This window comes from Myxococcales bacterium, assembly GCA_022184915.1.
Classification (GTDB): domain Bacteria; phylum Myxococcota_A; class Polyangia; order Fen-1088; family Fen-1088; genus JAGTJU01.
The window spans coordinates 164955-185830 of the sequence record JAGTJU010000005.1; the positions used below are offsets into that span (position 1 = coordinate 164955).

The window sequence follows — 20876 nt, forward strand, 5'->3', positions numbered from 1 at the left end:
CTCACCGGCTCTTGGCGCGCGCGCGGCGCCGGCGACAGCGGGCCACCACCCAGGCAAGCCCTACCGACAACGGGATGGCCCCCGTGCGGACGGCACGGCCCGGCTCGAAGGAACAGAGCAGCGCACCCCCTTCGACTTGGTAGGTGATCGGGTCGAAGGGAGGTGCTCCGTCGATGCCGGCGTCCAGGGCGTCTTCGGCGGTGGGCGCATCGAAGGACGCGTCGGCATCCAGGGCCACGGGCGCATCGAAAGGAACTTCGGCATCCTCGGGCACCGCCGCGTCACCAGCCCCCGCATCCCCGTCGCCCGCGTCAGACATGCCAGCATCCTCGGGGGTGCTGCCTCCCATGCCCCCGCCGCCCATCCCTCCCCCGCCGGCTCCTCCTTGGCCGCCAAAGCCACCGTCCGGCGGCGTACACATCGCCAGCGCCTCGTTGACGCACCCTTGGTTCGGGATGCAGAGATCGTTGGTACAAACGTTGCCGTCGTCGCAGCTGAGGTTGCTCTCGGGCGTGCACAGGCCACGGCGGCAGCGCTCGCCGACCGTGCACATGTTCCCGTCCTCGCAGGGATCTCCCTCGGGCACCGTCTGCCCCACGCACAACCCGAATACACAGCGGTCCAAGGTGGTGCAGAGGTTACCGTCCGTGCAATCGGTGCCGTTGGGCGCCAGGGTGCCCCTGCAAAAGCCCTGCTGACAAACATCGTTGAGGCTGCAGGGGTTGCCGTCGTTGCAAAGGGCACCGTCAGCGTGCCCAAAGCAGGGGTCGGGGGCCTGGCCGTACGCCCGCGGCAGCAGGACGAGCAGCCCCGAGACCGCGGCAACCGCTGCGGCCAGCCGATGCGCCCGGACGAGCCGCTCCCGGCAGGAGGGCGCCCGCCCGTCGAACCCCGCGCCTGCTTGCCTTGAAGACATGTTCGCTCCCTTCATCGGCGGGATGCGACCAGGCTGTAAGCCCAGCGCCAAGGGAATGACACCCGGCCCCAGGCCTCCGAGACCTGGCGTCATGTAATGTCACGCCACGCTTGTCCCCAGGGTGGACAAGCAGGTAGAGGCGCGAAAAGATTGTGCAATCCGGCACTTGTCCACAGGCTTGTCGACAGATCCCCTCACCCACTACCTGTAGTGTGCCGAGCTGTAGGATGACCCTAGATGTAGTGTTTTTATTGTTGACGCCCCCCCTGCCTTCGGTGAAAGTGCGCTCACGATTTCGACGCAACCTCGTTGCATGCGAGGCCCCGCCTGCCCGCAGGCGCCACCGGGGGCCCCGCAGAGGGGCGTCGGCATCGAAAGAGGAGGAGTTGGTCCTCCTCATATCGACCGCAGCGCGTCGGCGGAGCCACCGCGTGACGCTGAACCGCACAAACTAACTAAGCCGCACCACATAGGGGAGGAGGAGAGCCCATGCTTGAGAACGTTCCACGTAAAGGCCGCAATGGACGCACCACGGGGACTGTCGTGAATGATGACGCCGAGGGACCCCTGACGCCGCGCCACGCCAAGGCTCGCGAGACCCGGCCTGGCCTCACGTTCGAGCGCTTCTTCACCCGCGAGGGCGACGACGGCTATGGTGGCATCACGTGGGAGCTGCGTACCGCCTCCATCACCGGCGAGAGCGGCAAGAGCATCTTCGAGCAGAAGGACATCGAGGTGCCCAAGTTCTGGAGCCAGACGGCCACGAACGTCGTTGCCCAGAAATACTTCCGCGGTCAGCCCGGCACGCCCGAGCGTGAGCGCTCCGTGCGCCAGCTCATCGACCGCGTGGCCGACACGGTGACGAACTGGGGTCTGGCCGACGGCTACTTCGCCGACGGCGCCTCGGCCGAGGTGTTCCGCGCCGAGCTCAAGCACCTCATCGTCAACCAGAAGATGTCTTTCAACTCGCCCGTGTGGTTCAACGTGGGCATCGAAGCCGAACCGCAGTGTTCAGCCTGCTTCATCAACAGCGTCGACGACACCATGGGGGGCATCCTCACGCTGGCGAAGACCGAAGGCATGCTCTTCAAGTACGGCTCGGGTACGGGCACCAACCTGTCGCCCATCCGCTCTTCGCGCGAGTTCCTCAACGGCGGCGGCACGGCCTCGGGCCCCGTGAGCTTCATGCGCGGATTCGACGCCTTCGCGGGCGTGATCAAGTCGGGCGGGAAGACCCGCCGGGCCGCGAAGATGGTGATCCTGAACGTCGACCACCCCGACGTAGAAGAGTTCATCTGGTGCAAGGCCAAAGAAGAGAAGAAGGCGTGGGCCCTGATCGATGCGGGCTACGACGGCTCATTCGACGGCGAGGCCTATAAGTCGATCTTCTTCCAAAACTCGAACAACTCCGTGCGCGTCACCGACGACTTCATGGAGGCCGTTCAGAAGGACAACGACTGGTCGACGCGCGCCGTGCTCACGGGCGCTCCGGTCGATACCTTCAAGGCGCGGAAACTGTGGCGCGCCATCGCGCAGGCCGCCTGGGAGTGCGGTGACCCCGGCCTTCAGTTCGACACCACCGTCAACGCCTGGCACACGTCGCCCAACTCGGGCCGCATCAACGCCAGCAATCCCTGCAGCGAGTACATGTACCTCGACGACTCGGCCTGCAATCTGGCCTCACTCAACCTGCGCAAGTTTCAAACGGAGCAGGGTGGGTTCGACGTCGACGGCTACAAGAAGGCCATCGAACTCACGATCACCGCACAAGAGATCCTGGTCGACAACGCCAAGTACCCCACGCCGCGGATCGCGGAGAACTCGCACAAGTACCGTCCCTTGGGCCTCGGCTACGCCAACTTGGGCTCGTTGCTCATGTCGATGGGCTTGCCCTATGACTCGGAAGAGGGCCGCGCCTGGTGCGGAGCTTTGACCTCGATCCTCACCGGCTGGGCCTACCGCACCAGCGCCCGCATCTCGCGCGACGCCACGGGCCCCTTCGAGGGCTACGCCGTCAACGAGCAGCCCTTCCTGGGCGTCATGAAGAAGCACCGCTACCACGTGGACAAGATCGACCGCGCCTTCGTGGCCGGCAACGTGTGGGAAGCCGCACGCGACGCCTGGGACGACGCGATCGTCATCGGCGCCGAAGCGGGATTCCGCAATGGGCAGGCCACGGTGCTTGCGCCCACCGGAACCATCGGCTTCATGATGGACTGCGACACCACGGGCATCGAGCCCGACATCGCGCTCATCAAGTACAAGCGCCTCGTGGGCGGCGGCATGATCAAGATCGTCAACAACACGATCGACGAGGCGTTGAGGGCCCTCGGCTACGATCACGGACAACGCAAGGAGATCGTCGAGTACGTGGATCGCGAAGAGACGATTGAGGGGGCGCCCGGGCTCGACCCCGATCACCTGCCTGTCTTCGACTGCGCCTTCCGCGCAGCGAACGGCACGCGTTCCATTCACTACACGGGTCACATCCGCATGATGTCCGCCGCCCAGCCGTTTCTCTCGGGCGCCATCTCGAAGACGGTGAACTTGCCCGCGGATGCGTCCGTCGAGGACGTACAGGAAGCCTACCTCGAGTCGTGGAAGGCGGGCCTCAAGGCCGTGGCCATCTACCGTGACGGCTGCAAGCGCACGCAACCTCTGTCCACGAGCAAAACCGATCCGGGGCTGCAAAAGGCCAAGGCCAAGGGCGAAGCCGTCGTGCTTCGCAAGAAGCTGCCGGATGAGCGCCACTCGCTCACGCATAAGTTCTCGGTGGCAGGCCACGAGGGCTACATCCACGTCGGCCTCTATGAGGACGGCGCGCCGGGCGAGATCTTCGTACGGATGGCGAAAGAAGGCTCCACGATTTCGGGTCTGATGGACTCGTTCGCCACGGCCGTGTCCTTGGCCCTGCAACACGGCGTTTCGCTGCGCCTGCTCGTGGACAAGTTCTCGAGGACGCGCTTCGAGCCGGCTGGCTTTACGGGAAACCCGGAGATTCCAAGGGCCACGTCGCTCATGGACTACATTTTCCGCTGGCTGGAAGCCAAGTTCCTGCGCGAGGACGGCACCATTGGCGCCCCTTCGCTCAACGAAAAAGCCGACAAGGCCGCGGCGATCGTGGCGAAGCCGTCAACCCCGGCGCCGAAGGTGGAAGTGGTGGACGCGACCAAGGCCCCGCTCGAGAAGTTCGAGAGCCGGCCCATGTTCGGCTTCATCGCTCGCAGCGAGGCGCCGACCTGTCCCGAGTGCGGCGACATCATGGTGCCGAACGGCTCCTGCCACAAGTGCATCACCTGCGGCACGACCAGCGGCTGCAGCTGAGCTGAACGACCCTCGCGGGCAACACCCCGGAGCCGCCCCAGGCGCTCCGGGGTTTTTGTTTTCGCGGGCACTTTGCCGTGGGGGGCTGTGGTAACCTCCACGTATGTTCACGTTCGTCACTGGCGGCTTTCGCTCTGGCAGATCGAACTACGCGCTTCGTCGTGCGTGCGAGTTGGGGCCACCGCCTTGGTGCTATGTCAGCCTTGGCCTCGACACCGATGACGCCATCGCCAAGCGCCTCGCGCATCACCGGCGCGACCAGGAGGCCATCTGGCACACCAAGCCCATCCCGGAGAAAGTCGCGGATCTGGTTAGCCCCGAAGCCTTGGCCCCCTACGGCTCCGTGGTGATCGATGGGTTTTCTCGATGGATCGAGGAACGACTCACCGCCCACCCCGAGCTGAGTGACGCCCAGCTCATCGCAGACGTCGAGGAGTTGGCCGACCGGCTCTACCGCACCACCGTCCCCGTGGTGCTGGTCACCCGAGAGGTGGGCCTTGCACGTCCTCCCGAAGATCCCCTCCTCAAGCGAGCGTTTCGTCTAACGGCGAGTGCAAACCAGATCCTGGCAAGCAGCGCCACTCACGTCTCGCTGCTGATAAGCGGCGTGCCCTTGCGCGTGCGATGACCCACGGCCTCAGCGCCCGGGACCCATGCCCTCAGGCGACACGCCCACGGCCTCCACGAGCGTCATCCATCCCACGCCCAACGCCGGCATGAGCAGGCCCACGGCGATCCCCAAGACGAGGAAGTCGCGGCTTTGCAGCTTCCCGCTTGCGTACGCGAGCGCGTTCGGCGGCGTGGAGATCGGAAGCGCCATGGCGGCGGAGGCACCGAAGGCGATCGGGATGGCCACCCGGGCCTCGAAGCCCACGGCCAACGTGACACCGATCGGCACCAACACGTTGGCAGCAGCCGTGTTGCTCATCAGGTTCGACAGGAGCACACAGGCGTAGGTCATCGCGAGCGCAAGCCCGATCGGGCCCACCCCATCCAGGGGCAGATTGGAGACGATCCAGGTCGCCACGCCCGTGGATTGCACCATCTCGCCGAGGGCCAAGCCCCCGGCGAGCAGGAACAGGACGTCCCAGGGCAAACGCTGCATGTCCTCTCGCCCGAGGATGCCTGTGGCCGTCAAGGCCACGATGGGCACGAAGGAGACGATCGCCGTGGGCAGGCCATGCCATTGTCCTGTCATCCACAGCCCCACGGTTCCCATGAAGGTCGCCACGGTCACCCAGCGCTGCCAGCGGGGCGCGCCTGACTCACCCGAGGCCCGCAGCGCACGCACGATCGAGGTTTCAGCGCTGGGGTCGGCCATCAGCGGCCCGCGACCCGCGTAGCGGAACACGAGAAAGGCCCACGCCAGGCCCGCCATCAGCAGCGCCGGTGGCAGGCCCACGATGAGCCAGTGCAGGAAGCTGACGCTCTCCCCCTTCCGCGCGAGCGCTGCCACGGCGATCGCGTTCGGCGGCGTTCCGATGAGGCTCCCCATGCCGCCGAGGTTGGCCGAGGTGGCCACGCCCAAGATCACGGCCCGTGTGTACCGATCCCCTGCTGGCAACGCGGCCACGAAGGGCGCCAGCAGGGCCAGCATCATGGCCGTGGTGGCCGTGTTCGACATGAACATGGAAAACGAGAACGTGAGGCCCATGCACCCGGCCAGGATCCACTTGCGTTGCTGACCGAGCCACGGCAGCAGCGTCAGCGCCATTCGGCGATCGAGCGCGGTCTTCGCCGCCCCTGCGGCCAAGATGAAACCCCCGAAGAACAACCAGATGAGCGGGTGGCCCAAGACCACCACGAAGCGCTCCCAGTCGTGCGATGTCTTCACGAAGACGCCCCCCGGTTGGCCCAGTAGCGCGATCTGGAGCGCGATGACGAGAATACCAACGGCGAACGCGGGCAACGCCTCCGTCACCCACAAGGCAGCCGCCAAAACCAGAATGAAGAAGCCACGTGTGCCTGCCGCCGACAAGCCCGAGTGAGACCGTACCGCCATCCACGTGGCAAGGCCTGCGGCCGCAAGACACGCGAAGAACGAGAGCAACCGCCTGGTCGAGGTGATCTCGAGGCGTCCAAACAAAGTCGCGACCGCATGGCGTGTGTCGGACATCATCGTGGGCAGCGCCAACGCGGGCGGCCGGGGTCGCTCGGGCAGGCCTAGGTCGGGCTCGGTCACGGCGGCAGTAAACCAAAGCGCACTCGCATGAGCAACCCCGCACGAAGGCCCGTGCCCGTGAAGGAAGCTGGCACGGCAGTGTTTACGTTTACGAGGAAAAATCGCGGCATTTCCTGCGCGAAATGCGAGCATCCTGAAACGCGATTGTTTCAATGTGGCCCGTGACAACGCAGAGCCTTGCGGCTAGCGGCAGGCTCTGCTTTCGTAGGATCACTTGTCGTTGCGGGTGCTCATTCGGCCGACGGCTTCGCGACCCGTGCGTGGGGCGCAGGGAGTGCTTTGCGCTTCGTTCCTGGCCGTCCTCGCCTTCGCCTGCCCGTGTCTGGCGTTTGCGGGGGATACAGCGGGGGCACCGGAAGCGCCACGCGTGCTCGTGGGCGGAGCCCTCCAGCCAAGACTCTCGTTCATCCACGACAAAGATGGCGCGATCACGGGCGCAGGCCTGCGTCGAGCGCGGCTTCGTCTTTACGCGTTTTGGTCGCCGCGGGTGTTGTTCTTCCTGCAGGTGGCAGCGGACAACGGCAGCGCGGAGGTGTGGGATGGCGTTCTCGATTTTCGTCTGCGCCCATCGACGAGCGTACGCGTCGGGCGCTTCGTGGGGGCGCAACCCGCGTCGTTTGCGCTTCAGGGGCTGCACCACGTGGACGGTGTCGACTTCCCCGTCATCGCCTCCCACTGGGCACGTCACACGCGCGGTGCCGATGGCCGCGACTTCGGTGTGGAACTGGTGTGGCGCCCGGGGCCCCTCACCCTCCGGACGATGTGGCACAACGGAGATGGCGCATGGACGCGGCTTGGGGGGAACGTGCGCGAGGATCCCCGCACCGAACCGCTGCGAGGGACCCGACGGGGCTTCGCCGTGTCACAGTTCATCGAGCACCGTCCCACCCGGTACGCGGGCGCACTGGTGCTGGGAGGCCATGCCGAGTACAACCGGGCCGCAGGGCCCGCCACCGCGATTCTGGGTCCCGACGGACTGCCCCACGGTCGAGACTTCTTCGCGTGGAGCGGGCACGTCTATTGGCACCCGCGCCCGGGCGACGCGCGCTTTCGGTTCAAGACCGACACGATCGGCATCTTCTATGAGCCTCCTCGCGGTGCGGCCGCGGCGGACGTGCTTCCCTCGGCGTTCTGGCAACGGCGACAGCATGTGCTGGGTCACAACGTCCTGGCGGCGTGGAGGCCCCGGGCCTCGTTCGAGACCTTTGCTCAAGTGGAAACGCTCACCACGGACCTCCTGGGCGTCGATCCCACACAGGGCCGTGCCTGGTTCGCCTCGGTGGGCGGTTCTTTCAGCTTGTCGGCGTGGGAGGCTGCGCGCCTGGCCCTCGAAGGGGTCAGCAGAGACGACGGGTTCGATGCGCGGCGGCTCACCCTGGTCGTGACGAGGCGCTCCGCGCGCACGCAGCCGTCAGCGTGGTTCATCGTCGCCCAGGCCCAGTACGTCTTTTGAGCCGCCCCTTTTGACGCGGGGCTGCGCCGGCTGCACGCCGGATGCGGCACCCGGGTCTTGCGACCCCTTGGGCCATCGGGTAGGAGTTCCGTGTGGGGTTCGGTGTGTTCTGCTGCTCTGACGCGCAGTCGCTGCGCCGGGTGCTCGATCCCTCGTCAGCTTCGGCGGCGGTGGTGAGGGTGCGGGCGCTGGCCCTGCCCTCGATGTTCCCCAGCGCTCTGCGCGAAGCGCTCAACGCCTTGCCCTACCGGGTGGCCTGCGTGGTCGCTCCACCCGAGGCCCTGCCCCTCGAAGACCGCGCCGTGAGGCTGGGAGACAGCGTGGTGTTCATCGCCGGCCGTGTAGCAGGGCGTGTGCCCGCGGAGGCCTCCGATCCCGTGGGCGCCGTGTTCGGTTTGCTCTCGTCGGGCCTGAGCCCCCGCCTGGGACGAAGCGACCAGCCGCGCTGGGAAGACGACGAGGGTGGCGATCCGTTTTCGGTGCTGGGCGTGTCTCCCGCCGCTTCGCTCGAGCAGGTACGGGCCGCCTGGCGAGCCAAGCTGGCCGAGTACCACCCGGACAAGTTCATGCGCGCGGGCAGCCGCATCCAGGCCGTGGCGGCCGATGAGAGCCGCCGTCTCAACGCGGCCTTCGCGCGCATCGCGGCCCAACGAGGAACGCGGCCTCTTCCCAAGGTGTGAGGCGCGCCAGGGCCCCCTCGAGCGACGTCCGTCCCGCCACCGTGTAACGAACCGTCGTGCCGCATGCGCAAGGGCCTCGCGACCCTCGTGCAGTACCGCCTCGCGGGGACACCCGCTTCGGACGCGCTCCCGATCACGCTGTCCGAGCTGCCGCAGGGGGTCTTCGCCCGGCTGGTGCGCGTGCGCGGCGGCAAGGCCGTGCCCGTCACGAATGAAACGAAGTTCAAGGTTTCGGACGAGATGACGGTGCTCGTGAACCAGGAGCGCCTCGAAGAGGCCGAGACAGAGCTCGCCAAGCGGGGCTGGCAGCGGCTGCCCGGGTGGCAGCCCAAGCCAGGGCTTTTGCCTACACCCACCAAGCCCTCGGCCTGAGCCGCGCTCCGGCAGGGCGCCTTGCGCAGAAGGTCGTGGCTGGCGAGGGATTGGCCCCCCGCCGCCGGTTCGGCTATAAAGCGCCCCGCTGCGCTTCGCGCGCCCTGCCCGCCACATGTCCAACCTGGTGCACATTCGCCGTCACGCTCCCGGTCCTGGGGCTTCCGAAGCTCCGGCCCCGGCCCCCTCCCACATGGAGCCCGGGGCCACCGCCGGCTCGCCTCTGGCGTACGTGGAGACCTACGGCTGCCAGATGAACGTCGCCGACACCGAGATGGTGCTGGGCATGCTCTCGGGGGCAGGCTACGGGCGTACGGAGGATCCTGCGCAGGCGGACCTCATTTTGATTAACACCTGCGCCGTCCGAGAGAAGGCCGAAGAGCGGGTCTATGGCCGGGTGGGCGCGCTGGCGCACCTCAAGCGCCGCAAGAACGTGGTGTTGGGCGTGACGGGCTGCATGGCCGAGCACCTCAAGGGCAAGCTTCAGGAAAAAGCGCCCGCGGTGGACCTGGTGATCGGCCCGGATGCCTACCGGCGCCTCCTGGAACATGTCGATCGCGCCCGCACCGGCCAGAGCGTCGAAGACACCAAGCTCGACCGCTACGAAACCTACGAAGGGCTCGATCCGGACCGTCAGATGACCGGCGGGGTCACCGGACACATCACGATCCAGCGCGGCTGCGACAAGTTCTGCACCTTCTGCATCGTGCCCTACACCCGGGGGCGGGAGCGGGGCGCGGCGCCCCGCGAGATCTTGCGGCAGGCGCGGGCCATGGCCGAGGCGGGATACAAGGAGGTGCAGCTCCTCGGGCAAACGGTCAACTCGTACCGCTACGAAGACGTCACGTTCGCGGACTTGCTCCGCAGCGTGGCCCAGGTGGAAGGCCTCGAGCGGATCCGCTTCACCTCACCCTACCCGCTCGACTTTTCGGACGATGTCATCGCGGCCATGGCCGAGACGGACAAGGTCTGCAAGCACGTTCACCTCCCCCTGCAGTCGGGCTCGGACAGCGTGCTCGAGCGCATGCGGCGCGGGTACGACTACGCCACCTTTCGTACGCTCGTGAGCAAGCTCCGGGCCGCCATGCCGGACATCGGGATCACCACGGACTTGATGGTGGGCTTCTGTGACGAAAGCGACGAAGAGTTTCGTGCCACGATCGACGCGATGGCCGAATTGCGCTTCGATAACGCCTTTACCTTCGCGTATTCGGAGCGCGAGGGCACGGTGGCCGCGCGCAAGATGCCCGACACGGTGCCCGAAGGGGTCAAGCAACGGCGGCTGGCAGAGATGATCACCCTGCAGCGCCAAATCAGCACCGAGATCAGCCAGGCCCAGGTGGGCACCCGCCAACGGGTGCTGGTGGAGACCACCTCTCGGCGCTCGGCCGAGGAGTTCCTGGCGCGGACCAGCGCGTTTCGTTCCGTGGTGATTCCGGCCGCCGGCTTCAAGCCCGGCGATCTCGTGGACGTCGAGATCACGGGCACCACCACCGCAACGCTTTACGGCCGCCCCGTGGAGGGTGTGTGAGCTCTGCCGAGCCCATCCGCGTGCTCTTCGTATGCCTGGGGAACATTTGCCGCTCGCCCACGGCCGAGGCCGTGATGCGCGCGCTCTGCGCACAGCACGGGGTGCACGAGCGCTTCTTTATCGACAGCGCCGGCACGGGGGCCTGGCACGCAGGTGAGCCCCCCGACAGGCGCAGCGCCGCCGTGGGCGCCAGGCGCGGCATGCCCCTGGGAGGACGCGCGCGGCAAGTGACCAAAGATGACTTCATCCGCTTCGATTACCTGCTGGCCATGGACCGCGCGAACCGCGACGAACTGCTGGCGCTCGCGCCCAGCGCCGAGGCTCGGAACAAAGTGGCCTTGCTGCGGAGCTTCGATTCGCAAAGCCCGCCGCAGGCCGAGGTGCCCGATCCCTACTATGGAGGGTCCGAGGGCTTCGATCACGTGTTCGACATCTGCGTGGCCGCCTGCGAAGGCTTGCTCCGCACCCTGACCGAGCCCCCGGAGCCCCCCAGGGCCCGCTGAAGCCTCACGGCGCCGTATCAACCTCCCGCACGGGGGCGTCTCGGCCTGGCGAGAACGCCAACACGTGACGGTAAATATACGTGGGCCGTCGCTGGCCGGCTGCCCACGGCAGATCGGGTCCATCGAGCGGTGATGAATAATCGTAAAGCACGACCTCGCTTGGCGTGCGTCCCGGGAGCACCGACGCGAAGCAGGTGTCCCCGCGGGATGGAAGATCCAAAACGAAATCGATCGTCTGGTGCGCAGGATCGAGCCGCCACAAGGCACAACGCTTCGCCGTGGTGATGTAGTCCAGCTGATTGCGGGCCAGACGCCACCACCAGGGCCCGCGCGCCACATCGTAGAGCCCATCGAGCGTGCGGTTGCGGCGCGCCACCGCGTAGACCTGGCCGTCATGGGAGAAGAGCAACGGCGAGTCGAACTTGCGCTGATCGTCTCGGCAACGCCACTGGGCAGGCGCTTCGGGCTCCGCCGCACAAAGCTTCGAGCCAAAGCCACCTTCGTCACCTGCCTCGTTGCGCACCAGCGCCGTGAGGCGGCCGTCGGCGTCGATGTGAAAATCAGCCTCACTGCCGCCGCCACGGAGCACCTCCGCCCGCGTGCCGAAGGCGGGTTGCCATGTGAGGCCGTCGTGGGTGGTGAGCACGCGCAAGCTCAACGGCTCGCGCGTAAGGCTGTAGATGCTGCCGCCGCCGACGTAGCCGATCATGAGCGCCCGGCCCGCCACCCACCGGGCACGCCACCCAATGAAACCCGTGGGCCCCGTGGCCTGCAGCGCCCCCCAGCGACCGCCGGCGTCGCGTTCCGACACGCTCATCCCTGCCGGCTCGAAGTCGAAGGGGTTCGAGCCAAGCCGCGAGACATAAAGCAGCAAGCGATCGCCCATCGGCAAAAACCGGGGCTCACGCAGATCCGTCCCCAGAGCGAAGCGAGACTCGAAGCGCCAGGAGACCTCGTCGGCGGAGCTCACCACGTTGATCACCGTCTGGGAACCTGCGAAGTGACTGGGCGCCGTGCGCCAGGCCAGATAGACCCGGCCGTCGGTGTGCCGGACCACGTCCAGATTGTTGTTGGCGGTGTACACCTCGGCCTCGGGCGGTAGCCCTTCACCGGGCACGATGCGCCGGGTCTGCACCACCTCGACGACGTGGGGCCCCGGTCGGACCTGCGGGGTGGGTGGCGCGGGATGTTCGCGTTGCCAGGGCTCCGCGTCGACCCGGCCGAAGTACTCCGAAAATCGAACGTTCCAGCCCACCACGCCCGTGGCGGCCGAACACACACAGCTGATGAGAACGAAGCGCAACACGTGGAAGACCTGCCATCGTCGAGGGTCGGCCCTCTCTAGAGGGTGTTCCCAAAAATGTTGCAAAACCTTTGCCTCGGACGAACGGATTCGTGACCCGACGCTGGGTGCACCTGCGCAGGTGCCTCAGGGCCTGAGCGCGTTCGGGAGCGCGTCAAACGGGATGCGTGCCACCCGGTAAAGCGTCAGCGTCCTGCGTTCACGGGCGGCGCGTGCGGCCTCCGTGGGCTTCTCGGCGATCATGCTGGGATCGAAGTAATCCCACACGATTGCGCCAGCCCGGTTCACCTCGAAGGCGCGGCTCGACGTCGAATCGGTGATGAGCACGTTGCCCCCGTCGAGCCCCTGTGCACCGCCCATGAACGGCGTGAAGAACGCGCTTTTGCCCTGCGCGGCCCCCTCGTAGCGCCACACGATACGGTTATCAGCGGGGTCGATCTCCAACACGCGGGAACGCCGGGACCTCACACCGTTGTCGAACACCAGCACGTGGCCGTTGGGTAGCAACGACGGTTGATGCTGCTCCTCGAGCTCGCCGGGGCCGAAGTGCCAGGACACTTGCGACGTCGTCGCCGAAATCACGAGCACGAGATCCAGGTTGCGGACCGAGAGCAGGAAATCACCCTTTCGTCCCAGCAACGGCACATCGTGCGGCAGCAGCTCTAGGGTGTTCGTATGCAACACGTCGGCGGGGGTGAGGTACAGCAACATGCAGGCCAGACGTTCGGGCATGGGCTTGCCAGCAAGATAGGCCTGCAGATCGGGCAAGGCCTGCTGGCGCTCGAGGGCGCTGCCGAGTGACAGCGTGCCTTCGTTCACCTCGGAAGACCACCCCGCGCGCTTTGCGAGGGCCGCGTTCAACAGCTGCGTCGTCTCGGGGTGAGCGGCCAGAAGGTCCAACAACGAACGCCGGCTGCGCACGCGCCCCTTCGGCGAGAGCTCGACGATGACATTGTCGAGAAACGTCTCCGCACGGCCACCGACGGTGAGGCGCCGGGGTGTGGCCGAGAGCACGAAGACGCGCCCGTCGGGCGTCGGCGCCAGATCGTGGTGCGCGGGGATCTCGGCGGTCCACGAGCGCTTGCCGGACAAGTCACGCTGCGAGACTGCCCGCATCTCCTCGATGACGAACAGGTTGCCAGAGGGACCAAGTTCGACGTGCATCCAGCCGCCGAGGACCTCCTGAATGCGTGGGGCGATCGTGGCTGAGAGAGGCGGCGAAGGCTCGCCCCGCACCACGTGGACCACGCGGCCCTCCATGTCCACCAGACGGGCCTCCGTCCATCGCTTGGACGTGTACAGATTCAGGCCAGGCACCGCGGAAGCGGCGTCGTGAAGGACCACGCCGGCCTTGTGGGCATGCTCGGGTTTTACAGGCACCTCGGCCAAATAAGGAAGACTCGCGAGAGCGTGGCGCGCCTGCGCCGCTTCGTCCCGTCGTTGACACGATGACGAGAGCAGGCACAGCCCCAGCACGAGCTCGCGTGCCCGGCCGAGCCGCGGCAAGCGAGGATCACGGCAACGTGAAGACAAAGCTTTGGTCCGGTGAAGAGATGAGCTGATCTCGAGCCGGAGAGTACGCCAGCACGCGGACGGTTCGGCTGTCCTGCAGGAACTCGAGGAGCCGCATGAACGCGTCGCCCCCGCGGCTTTGGGTCTGATAGTTCGCGAGGATTTGGTGGCACTCCGTTCCAACATCCGTGCGGCTGACGAGGTGTCCGGTTCCATCACCCAACACGTGACCGCTGAGAGTGAGGACGAAGCGGTGGTGTCGCACGAGCTTTTGCCAGATCTCCTCGCCGTCGTTCACCCGGCCAGGCGTGGGGTAGCTGTGAGGGTTGTGCCGCTGGTCGCGATGAGGGTCGCTCTGGTCCTGCCGTCGGTCGTCGTGATCGAGGTAGGCGTGGGTGGCGAGGATGCCGAGCCGCTCGGGATACCGGCGCATCACCTGATTCGCCCACGACAACACCTCGTCCCGCGGGCCCCACTCGAGCGCCAGCAAGACGAAGGCGTGCCGCCCGATGGAAAACAGGTGGGCGGTGTTCTCGAGGTGCCCCCCCTCGAACGCCTCGGCGAACGTGGGCATCGCCGCCGCCCGGGTGAACGAGAGGTGCTGGTTCAAGGGGGTGTCGCGGGTGTTCGCCAGGCCCCCTTCACCGTAATCGTGATTTCCCGGCACGATCGCCAGGGGCACGACGCCGTGCAGGCGCTGCAAGGCGGCCTCAGCCACCCGCCATTCGGTTTCGGTGTTCTCGTGAACGATGTCGCCGAGATGAATGGCGTAACGGATGTCGAGTCGGAAGGCGTTCTCGGCGAGAAACGCGGTTTGAGCGCGAAACAGCTCCGGGTGCTTCAAGGCGTAGATTTGTGTGTCGGGCAACACGGCCACCAGGGACGATCCGGGAGCCAACGCCGCGTGCAGGGGGCTTGTTGACAGCGCCGTCAGGTGCGCGTGCTGCGTCTTCGGCGGTAAGCCCCCCGACGATTGCCCCCAGGCCCACCCGATCACGAGGCCCAAAGTCAGCACGAACGCCGCGCGGCGGCTCGTCCGTGCGACGAAGCTTTGGCGGGGCTTGGACATGGGGCCACACGCTAAAGCGCTCCCTGGAAGCCTTGATGGCCCCCAAGAAAACGCTGCGTGAGGACTTGGTTGCGGCCCTGCAACGGACCCGCGGTTCCCGCCACCTTAGCGATCGTCTTGGCGATCAGCAGGCGGCGGGGGGCCGAAGAGGCCACCGCTTGGCACCCTCAGCTGGGGGCTCGGCGGAGGGCTGGCGGCGGGATAGGGAGGCGCATGAGTCCACGGCGCGGGCGGCGCCGTCAAGCCAGGACTTGGAGGGCGTGTGGCCCACGGTGCGGGCGGGTCCGTCAAGCCAGGGCTCGGAGGGCGTGTGGCCCACGGTGCGGGCGGGTCTGTCAGCCCAGGGCTCGGGGGGCGTGTCGCCCACGGCGCGGGGGGCTCCGTCAAGCCGGGGCTCGGGGGGCGCGTGGCCCACGGCGCGGGGGGCTCCGTGGCACCGCCTCGCAACCGCTGCCCCGAGGGCCCAGCACCCGCTTCGTCCCGAGGCTGCCGCCCCGCTCCTGCCAAAGTCACCGCCGCCACGGGCACCACCCAGTCGGGGTGTTGCGCTGCGCTTGGCTCGTAGGCCTCGGGCTCCGCCCCTTCGTCCAAGACGAGAGCAGGGGTCTCGCCGGGCGCTGGCGCCTCACCGGGCGCTGACGCCTCGCCGGGCGCTGGCGTTCGTGGGCCTTCGCCCGGAGGGGGGGGCCCGGGGGCTGGCTCACCGCCCCCAGACAGCCTGGGGCCTTCCGAAAGAGGGGGGGCGTCTTCGTCGGGCACGTCGCCGGCGTCGGGGAGGGGCACGAGCGGTGGGGCCAGCGGTTCCTGGGGAACCGGCGCGGGGTCATCCTGGGACGTCGTAGGCCCCGCGTCCGCCGGCGCCAGCAGCTGTGCGAAAGCGGAAGGGGACGGAAAGCCACCCGCATCGGGCCCTGTGGCAGGCAAGATAGGAAGCTCGGTCTCGGCCACCTGGGCGCGCGCGGCGCCTTCTCTCGAGGACGTGTTCCTGCCGCCAGAGGCCAGCTCTTTTCCCACGGACGACGCACGCTCCACGTGCTGCCGGAGGGGGCCTCCCACACCGTGACGAAGCACCAGCAACACGGCGCCCACTGCCGCAGCCGCCAAGACGGCAAACCCGATCAGCGCCACGGTGACCACGAGGGGCCGGCTGGGTGCGTCGGCCCTGTCCCCGTCGTGGCTCCCGCGGGAAGACATGTGCCAAGCCTAACACACGGACCTCGGTGAATCGGCCCAGCGGATCCGGCAGGCCCGAGCCGGTGAGGCGACGAGCCTCGGCGCAGGAGGTCAGCTAGCGGTGCAAGAGCTCCAAACGACCCTCGAGTGACACGGGACCGTCCTTGCCTTGTATCGAAGCGAGCCCCACGCGATCGATGGACACGCCCATGGCCTGAGCCAACGACACGAGCAGGTGGTTGTGCGGTTTGCCGACCCGGCGATCGTCTGTGTACGAGGGCGCGGAGGCTGGGAACCGAAGCTCGTTCGGGAAGAAGTGATACTGCCCCGTCCTGAACGCGCCATTGGCCCCACCCACCAAAATGGCAGGCCAGGGCGCATGGGCGTGGTTGCCATCGGCGAGTTCACTTCCCCAGAACAACACCGAACTGTCGAGCAGCGTGCCCCCGGCCCCATTCGGCATCGCATCCAAAGCGTCAGCCCACTTCGCCAAGTCGTCCATGTTCATGCGATCGTATTTCTGCATGACGACCTTGGCACCAGGTTCCACGTTGGCCCGGTGGGCGTAGTCGTTGTGCAGGTCGCCTTTGGCCCCCAGCATGGACTTGGGCACCTCGAACTGCCGGAAGTGAAAAACACGTGTGAGGTCACACGCAAACGCCGCGGCGGCCAGGCGCACAATCGCCTGATTGGCCGCCGTGTAGTGAGGGATGTCATCCCCGTTCCATCCAATGCCGACCTCCACAGGGGCAGGCCCTTCACACTGCAGCGTCGCCAGCCTCTGGATGGTGTTTTCGAGATCGCGCACCAGGTCTTGATGCGCGGAGAGCCGACGCTTGTCGCTCGCCGAAAGGTTGGCGGACAGGCGCACAGTTTCGGACTTCACCAAATCAAGCACGCTGCCCTGGTTCGCCGTCACGAGGCTTGGAGGTGTTGGCCCCCCCTTTGAAACACCTCCGAACAAGCGGCTCGTCAGCTTCGGCAGATCGTATTCCAGCGGCACCTTCTCGATGGCACCTGCGCGGTCAGCGTAGACGAAGTGATGAAAGGGAAAAGGCCGGTTGAGGCGCCCCACGAAAACGGAGGTGAACTCGGTGAGCGAGGCCTCTCGTTTGCGCAGGGCCGACGCGACGATCTGGTCGAGGGAAGCGCTGGCCGCCAATGACTTGACCCCATCGAAGGTGCTCACCCCGCGGTTGCCTGTCAGCAATGCCAAGTGCCCACGTGCGTGGTCGTCCCCCTCCTTGTCGTCGAAGGACACGTAGTGGCTGAGCCCTTCGATGATGATGAGCTTGTTGCGATGACGCCACAGCGGACGTAGAGCCGGCGAGAAGTCGGACTCGGCCATGTCCGCCAAAGAGAACGACCACGCCTTGTCCGTGGGCAAGGCGCCCTTGCGAAAGAAAAAACCGTCGGCCACGACACCGTGATCGGTGGAAAGAATGCCAAGCCTCGTCGGGGGCCCGGCCGCATGCGCAGCGCCCCGTCTGCCCGCCCATGCCGACGCAAAGCCCGTCAAGCCCGCCGCCTGGAGCAGCCGCCTTCGGTTCATGGTGCCACCTCCTGCTTCACGAACATCGGGTCCGTGGCAATGTCGCGCATGAGCGCCCGAAGCTCCGTGCTGGGGTTGACCACCTCAGCCAACCGTTCTTGCCAGCATTCGTCCTGGGCATAACCCGCACCGCCCATGGCGTAGTGGGAGAAGAATCGTGCCACACAACCAAGATAAGTAGGCTCTTTCGCCAGCGCCTCTGCGAACGCTCGTGCCCCGGAAACGGGCCCCTCGAGCACGACCCCCGTGGCATCAACCGCCCTTTGGCCATCCTTGTCTCGGTAGCGCCCAAGGGTATCGAAGTTTTCGAAGGGGTAGCCGTGGTAGTTGATGAGCGTGTGGCACGATTTACAGCGATCCACTTCGGTCTTCGCCACGTAGGCCTGCCGGTTGGTCGACCCTTCCGGAATGGCGGGCGGCGTGACGTCCACGCCCGCCTCAGGATTGGGGATGCGCTGGCAGAGCAAGCGGCCCAACACGAAGACCCCTCGCAGCACGGGCGATGGGGCGAGAGGATGCGCATGGCTCGCAAGGAACGCTGACTGAGTCAGGATGCCGGCGCTCCGCTCTTCGGGAAGGGTGCGACGGACCCAGCCTTCAGGGGGAGGCGCCACCCCGTAAAGCGGAGCCAGCCGCGCATCCACGAACGAGGTGCGCGACGTGACGAGGTCAGCAAGCGAGCCGCCCTCCTCGAAAAGAGTGCCGACAAACCGCCGCGCCTCCTCCCGCATGGGATAGCGCAACTCGCCGAACGCGTCCTCCGGTAGCTTGTTGACCCGGTCCAGCCGATCGATGTCCAGCCATTGCCGGGCGATGTCCTCGAAGGCGGTGCGCGCGCGCTCCGAAGCGACGAGGCGAGCCACCTGCGCGGCCACACCCTCTTTCGTGTCGAGCTGTCCGTCCTCCGCCGCTGCGAGCAGTTCGTCGTCCGGTCCGGATTGCCAAAGAAAAAACGACAACCGGCTCGCCACATCGTAGCCATGCGCCGCGCCCCCGTTCGCCCACTCGAAATGGTAAAGGAATTGAGGCGACACCAGCATTGCCTGCACGGTGAGCTGGACCGAAGCCTGCCAGGCCTCATCGGAGGCCACACCTGGCGTCTGCGCGAAGAACCGCCCATAGGCCGTCTCCTCTTCCGATGAAAGCGGCCGACGGAAAACGCGGCGTCCGAACTCGCGAACGAAGCGTTGTCCGCAGGACAAGCGGTCTTGGACCTGCGGGCCACACCCAAGCGGCGCGATCGCGCTCTCGGCCTTGGCCTGCGCCACGGTCTGCGCCACGGCGAAGGCGTCACGCCACCACAGGTTGTTGGGGCCAAGCGCCTCGGCGTTGTTCTCGAAGCCGCCGGCCGAGGGGTCATCGGGAAGCTCGAGGGCGATCCCGGAAAGATCGCCGAAAAGGCTCTTCAGAACCCGCAGGTGTTCAGTGCGGCTGAGGCGCTTGAGCGGAACCGCCCCCGGCGAGGCCACCGCGCAGGCTCGGGGCGCGCCCTGTCCCCCCGCTCCGCCGCCGGCTGGAGCGCCGGCAGCGCCGGAGGGTGTGCCCCCCCCCGCCACCGGCCCGAAGGTCAGGGTCCACGTCGGACTGTGAGTCAGCCACGCTGCCCGTGCAGGCAGCACCCACCAGCAGGCAGAGACTCGCAAAAAGCCGATTTTGCATCCGTGCGGAACTTCTTTCGGTGCAGCAGGCGCCGAATAGCGCCATGCGCCATGGAGAGCAAGGCGAACATACAATTGTACATGTGCATGGAGCCCCAAGAGCTTCACAAAGCGCAATTTCGTCGGGGAGCGAGGGGAGGCTGGCCCCCCCGGCGCGATGGGGGAGGTCGCGCGCCCAGATCTTTCGGTCGAATCGTGCGTTCAACACCTGGACACAACAAGCCGAAAGGAAGTCCTCAGATGAACCCGCAGACGCCGAAACGCATGGTCGCTCTTTGTCTCCTGGCGCTTACCTCGGCCCCCCTCCCGGTGGCCGCGCAGCCCGCCCGAGGGGCCGACCCCGACCTGGACTACCGCCGGAGGGTCCAGCAGGTGGCGAACATGACCAATGACCCCGAGGCGCGCGCGCTCGCCCGCCAGCACGAGCTGGCCCTGCTCAACGTTCTATGGGAGGACACCGGACGCTGGCAAGGCAGCAGCCTGGGGCCGAACATCAGCGACGTCACCATCGAAGTCGAGATGAAGACCCCGCGGGGGCGCTCGGCCACGGCGCTGATGCCCGTGCTGCGGCCCCCGAACTTCAGGGACACAACGGGCGACGTGGCCCTCGACAAGATTTGGTTGCCGGTGGGCAACGAAAAAGAGGGCGCCCCCCTCGCACACATCACGCTCGCCGCGTTCCTCGCGGACCCCACGCGCTACATGAGTCTGCCGCTCGAAGGCCGCATCCAGGGCGGCAGCTTGCTGGCCAAACGGGACACGCACGCGCTCGTCAGTGCCCAAGCCACGTTTTTGCCCATTCCCCAGGACGGGCAAGCGACGTTCTGGCCCGTCATCTTCAACTACCAATCGTCGCGGCGAAACCCCGCGGTGCTGACCCTGCTGGTCACCCGGCAAGGTACCAGCATGACGGTCATCGACAACGCGCGCGATTCACTGCGCGGCCAAAGCTGGGGGCAGCGTTTGTTCTTCAACAAAGCCGGGCAGAGGTCGCCGCTCACGGCCGAGCGCTTGAGCTCCGTGAAGGCCACGGGCGTGACGGCCAACGGGGAGAGCGCCGATAGCCTGGGGGAAGACGCCAACCTCCTCATGATCATCCAGGTGCCGCTGCGCTTCCGGCAACCTCCCCTGCGCAAGCTGATGGCAGCGCCCGCCGCCAGCGGCGCCCTGATGGAGGCACCCTCCTCGGCGGCCCCGGCGGCCGAAGCCAGCCGGGCGCGCCGCTCGGACGTGGAAACCGCGGTGCTGGGCCATGGCCCGGAGCTTGGGCCCTTCACCGAGCTCGACAAGCTCACCATCAGCCGCGACCCTCGCTTCCCCGTACGTGTGACCGTTCAGTTTTATCAAGCCACATCAAACGGCGTCATCAACGCCGACAATGTCCGCACGCTGTCCGCACAGATCGAAATGGTCTATGCAAGCGCCGACTATGTGGGCTCACTGGTGGTGCCGCGCCAGGCAGACCGGCGCCGGCCCACGAACTGGGACGGCGTGGGTCCCATGCCGCCAGGCACACGCTGCGAGGACTTCCCCGGCCTTCGCGAGCGGGGTCTATGCCCGCCCGGGCACATCGGTGGGCCACTGCCGGTGATGCCTCGCCGCCGTGCAGGCATTCAGTGAGGCACACGCGGCGTGACTGAGCGCCCAA

At 66.9% G+C, this 20876-nt stretch carries 16 protein-coding genes; 8 read left to right on the forward strand and 8 right to left on the reverse strand.

The window, feature by feature from the left end; all coding sequences use genetic code 11:
- Position 1: 1 nt before the first annotated feature.
- Complete coding sequence (locus KA712_19245; GenBank protein ID MCG5055104.1) at positions 2 to 916, reverse strand: hypothetical protein; 915 nt, start codon at positions 914 to 916, stop codon at positions 2 to 4.
- A 489-nt stretch (positions 917 to 1405) separates the two neighbouring features.
- Here KA712_19245 and KA712_19250 point away from each other — a divergent pair, with 489 nt between their 5' ends.
- Positions 1406 to 4240 (forward strand): vitamin B12-dependent ribonucleotide reductase, encoded by a 2835-nt coding sequence (locus KA712_19250; GenBank protein MCG5055105.1) that lies wholly within the window; start codon positions 1406 to 1408, stop codon positions 4238 to 4240.
- Positions 4241 to 4343: 103 nt separating this feature from the next.
- Positions 4344 to 4868, forward strand: a complete 525-nt coding sequence (locus tag KA712_19255; GenBank protein ID MCG5055106.1) for a bifunctional adenosylcobinamide kinase/adenosylcobinamide-phosphate guanylyltransferase — start codon at positions 4344 to 4346, stop codon at positions 4866 to 4868.
- A gap of 9 nt (positions 4869 to 4877) precedes the next feature.
- On the opposite strand, the gene KA712_19260 is transcribed toward KA712_19255, so the two are convergent.
- Positions 4878 to 6422, reverse strand: coding sequence for a DASS family sodium-coupled anion symporter (locus KA712_19260; protein MCG5055107.1), 1545 nt, complete (start codon positions 6420 to 6422; stop codon positions 4878 to 4880).
- A 214-nt stretch (positions 6423 to 6636) separates the two neighbouring features.
- Between KA712_19260 and KA712_19265 the strand changes: the two genes are divergently transcribed.
- The 5 genes from KA712_19265 to KA712_19285 all read left to right on the forward strand — a co-directional run bounded on the left by KA712_19265 (position 6637) and on the right by KA712_19285 (position 10961).
- Positions 6637 to 7875 (forward strand): hypothetical protein, encoded by a 1239-nt coding sequence (locus KA712_19265; protein ID MCG5055108.1) that lies wholly within the window; start codon positions 6637 to 6639, stop codon positions 7873 to 7875.
- Between the two features lie 92 nt (positions 7876 to 7967).
- Positions 7968 to 8555, forward strand: a complete 588-nt coding sequence (locus KA712_19270) for a J domain-containing protein (GenBank protein MCG5055109.1) — start codon at positions 7968 to 7970, stop codon at positions 8553 to 8555.
- Between the two features lie 63 nt (positions 8556 to 8618).
- Complete coding sequence (locus KA712_19275; protein MCG5055110.1) at positions 8619 to 8927, forward strand: hypothetical protein; 309 nt, start codon at positions 8619 to 8621, stop codon at positions 8925 to 8927.
- A 115-nt stretch (positions 8928 to 9042) separates the two neighbouring features.
- Positions 9043 to 10458 carry a tRNA (N6-isopentenyl adenosine(37)-C2)-methylthiotransferase MiaB gene (miaB, locus tag KA712_19280; protein ID MCG5055111.1) on the forward strand — a complete coding sequence of 472 codons (1416 nt, stop codon included), beginning with the start codon at positions 9043 to 9045 and terminating at the stop codon, positions 10456 to 10458.
- On the forward strand, positions 10455 to 10961 hold the full coding sequence (locus tag KA712_19285) for a low molecular weight phosphotyrosine protein phosphatase (GenBank protein MCG5055112.1): 507 nt from the start codon (positions 10455 to 10457) through the stop codon (positions 10959 to 10961). Before miaB ends, KA712_19285 begins: the two co-directional genes overlap by 4 nt.
- Before the next feature lie 4 nt (positions 10962 to 10965).
- Here the strand turns inward: KA712_19285 and KA712_19290 are convergent, their stop codons facing one another.
- The 6 genes from KA712_19290 to KA712_19315 form a co-directional block, all read right to left on the reverse strand.
- Positions 10966 to 12267 (reverse strand): hypothetical protein, encoded by a 1302-nt coding sequence (locus KA712_19290; GenBank protein ID MCG5055113.1) that lies wholly within the window; start codon positions 12265 to 12267, stop codon positions 10966 to 10968.
- A 123-nt stretch (positions 12268 to 12390) separates the two neighbouring features.
- A complete protein-coding gene (locus KA712_19295) occupies positions 12391 to 13770 on the reverse strand; it encodes an arylsulfotransferase family protein (protein MCG5055114.1) in 1380 nt (459 codons plus the stop codon).
- 7 nt (positions 13771 to 13777) lie between these two features.
- Positions 13778 to 14845, reverse strand: coding sequence for a metallophosphoesterase (locus tag KA712_19300; protein ID MCG5055115.1), 1068 nt, complete (start codon positions 14843 to 14845; stop codon positions 13778 to 13780).
- Positions 14846 to 14950: 105 nt separating this feature from the next.
- The gene (locus KA712_19305) at positions 14951 to 16039 is read right to left on the reverse strand and encodes a hypothetical protein (protein ID MCG5055116.1); all 1089 of its coding nucleotides are present in this window, start codon (positions 16037 to 16039) and stop codon (positions 14951 to 14953) included.
- 94 nt (positions 16040 to 16133) lie between these two features.
- Positions 16134 to 17570 (reverse strand): DUF1552 domain-containing protein, encoded by a 1437-nt coding sequence (locus tag KA712_19310; protein ID MCG5055117.1) that lies wholly within the window; start codon positions 17568 to 17570, stop codon positions 16134 to 16136.
- Positions 17567 to 19039 carry a DUF1592 domain-containing protein gene (locus KA712_19315; protein MCG5055118.1) on the reverse strand — a complete coding sequence of 491 codons (1473 nt, stop codon included), beginning with the start codon at positions 19037 to 19039 and terminating at the stop codon, positions 17567 to 17569. The genes KA712_19310 and KA712_19315 overlap by 4 nt, the downstream gene beginning before the upstream one ends.
- A gap of 429 nt (positions 19040 to 19468) precedes the next feature.
- Here KA712_19315 and KA712_19320 point away from each other — a divergent pair, with 429 nt between their 5' ends.
- On the forward strand, positions 19469 to 20848 hold the full coding sequence (locus KA712_19320; GenBank protein ID MCG5055119.1) for a hypothetical protein: 1380 nt from the start codon (positions 19469 to 19471) through the stop codon (positions 20846 to 20848).
- The last annotated feature ends 28 nt before the right edge of the window (positions 20849 to 20876 follow it).

What these genes read in the sequence shown, in the direction of transcription:
- KA712_19245 (MCG5055104.1), bottom strand. Translation starts at nt 916, where the DNA reads ATGTCTTCAAGGCAAGCAGGCGCGGGGTTCGACGGGCGGGCGCCCTCC.
- KA712_19250 (MCG5055105.1), top strand. Translation starts at nt 1,406, where the DNA reads ATGCTTGAGAACGTTCCACGTAAAGGCCGCAATGGACGCACCACGGGG.
- KA712_19255 (MCG5055106.1), top strand. Translation starts at nt 4,344, where the DNA reads ATGTTCACGTTCGTCACTGGCGGCTTTCGCTCTGGCAGATCGAACTAC.
- KA712_19275 (MCG5055110.1), top strand. Translation starts at nt 8,619, where the DNA reads ATGCGCAAGGGCCTCGCGACCCTCGTGCAGTACCGCCTCGCGGGGACA.
- miaB (MCG5055111.1), top strand. Translation starts at nt 9,043, where the DNA reads ATGTCCAACCTGGTGCACATTCGCCGTCACGCTCCCGGTCCTGGGGCT.
- KA712_19300 (MCG5055115.1), bottom strand. Translation starts at nt 14,845, where the DNA reads ATGTCCAAGCCCCGCCAAAGCTTCGTCGCACGGACGAGCCGCCGCGCG.
- KA712_19305 (MCG5055116.1), bottom strand. Translation starts at nt 16,039, where the DNA reads ATGTCTTCCCGCGGGAGCCACGACGGGGACAGGGCCGACGCACCCAGC.
- KA712_19310 (MCG5055117.1), bottom strand. Translation starts at nt 17,570, where the DNA reads ATGAACCGAAGGCGGCTGCTCCAGGCGGCGGGCTTGACGGGCTTTGCG.
- KA712_19320 (MCG5055119.1), top strand. Translation starts at nt 19,469, where the DNA reads ATGAACCCGCAGACGCCGAAACGCATGGTCGCTCTTTGTCTCCTGGCG.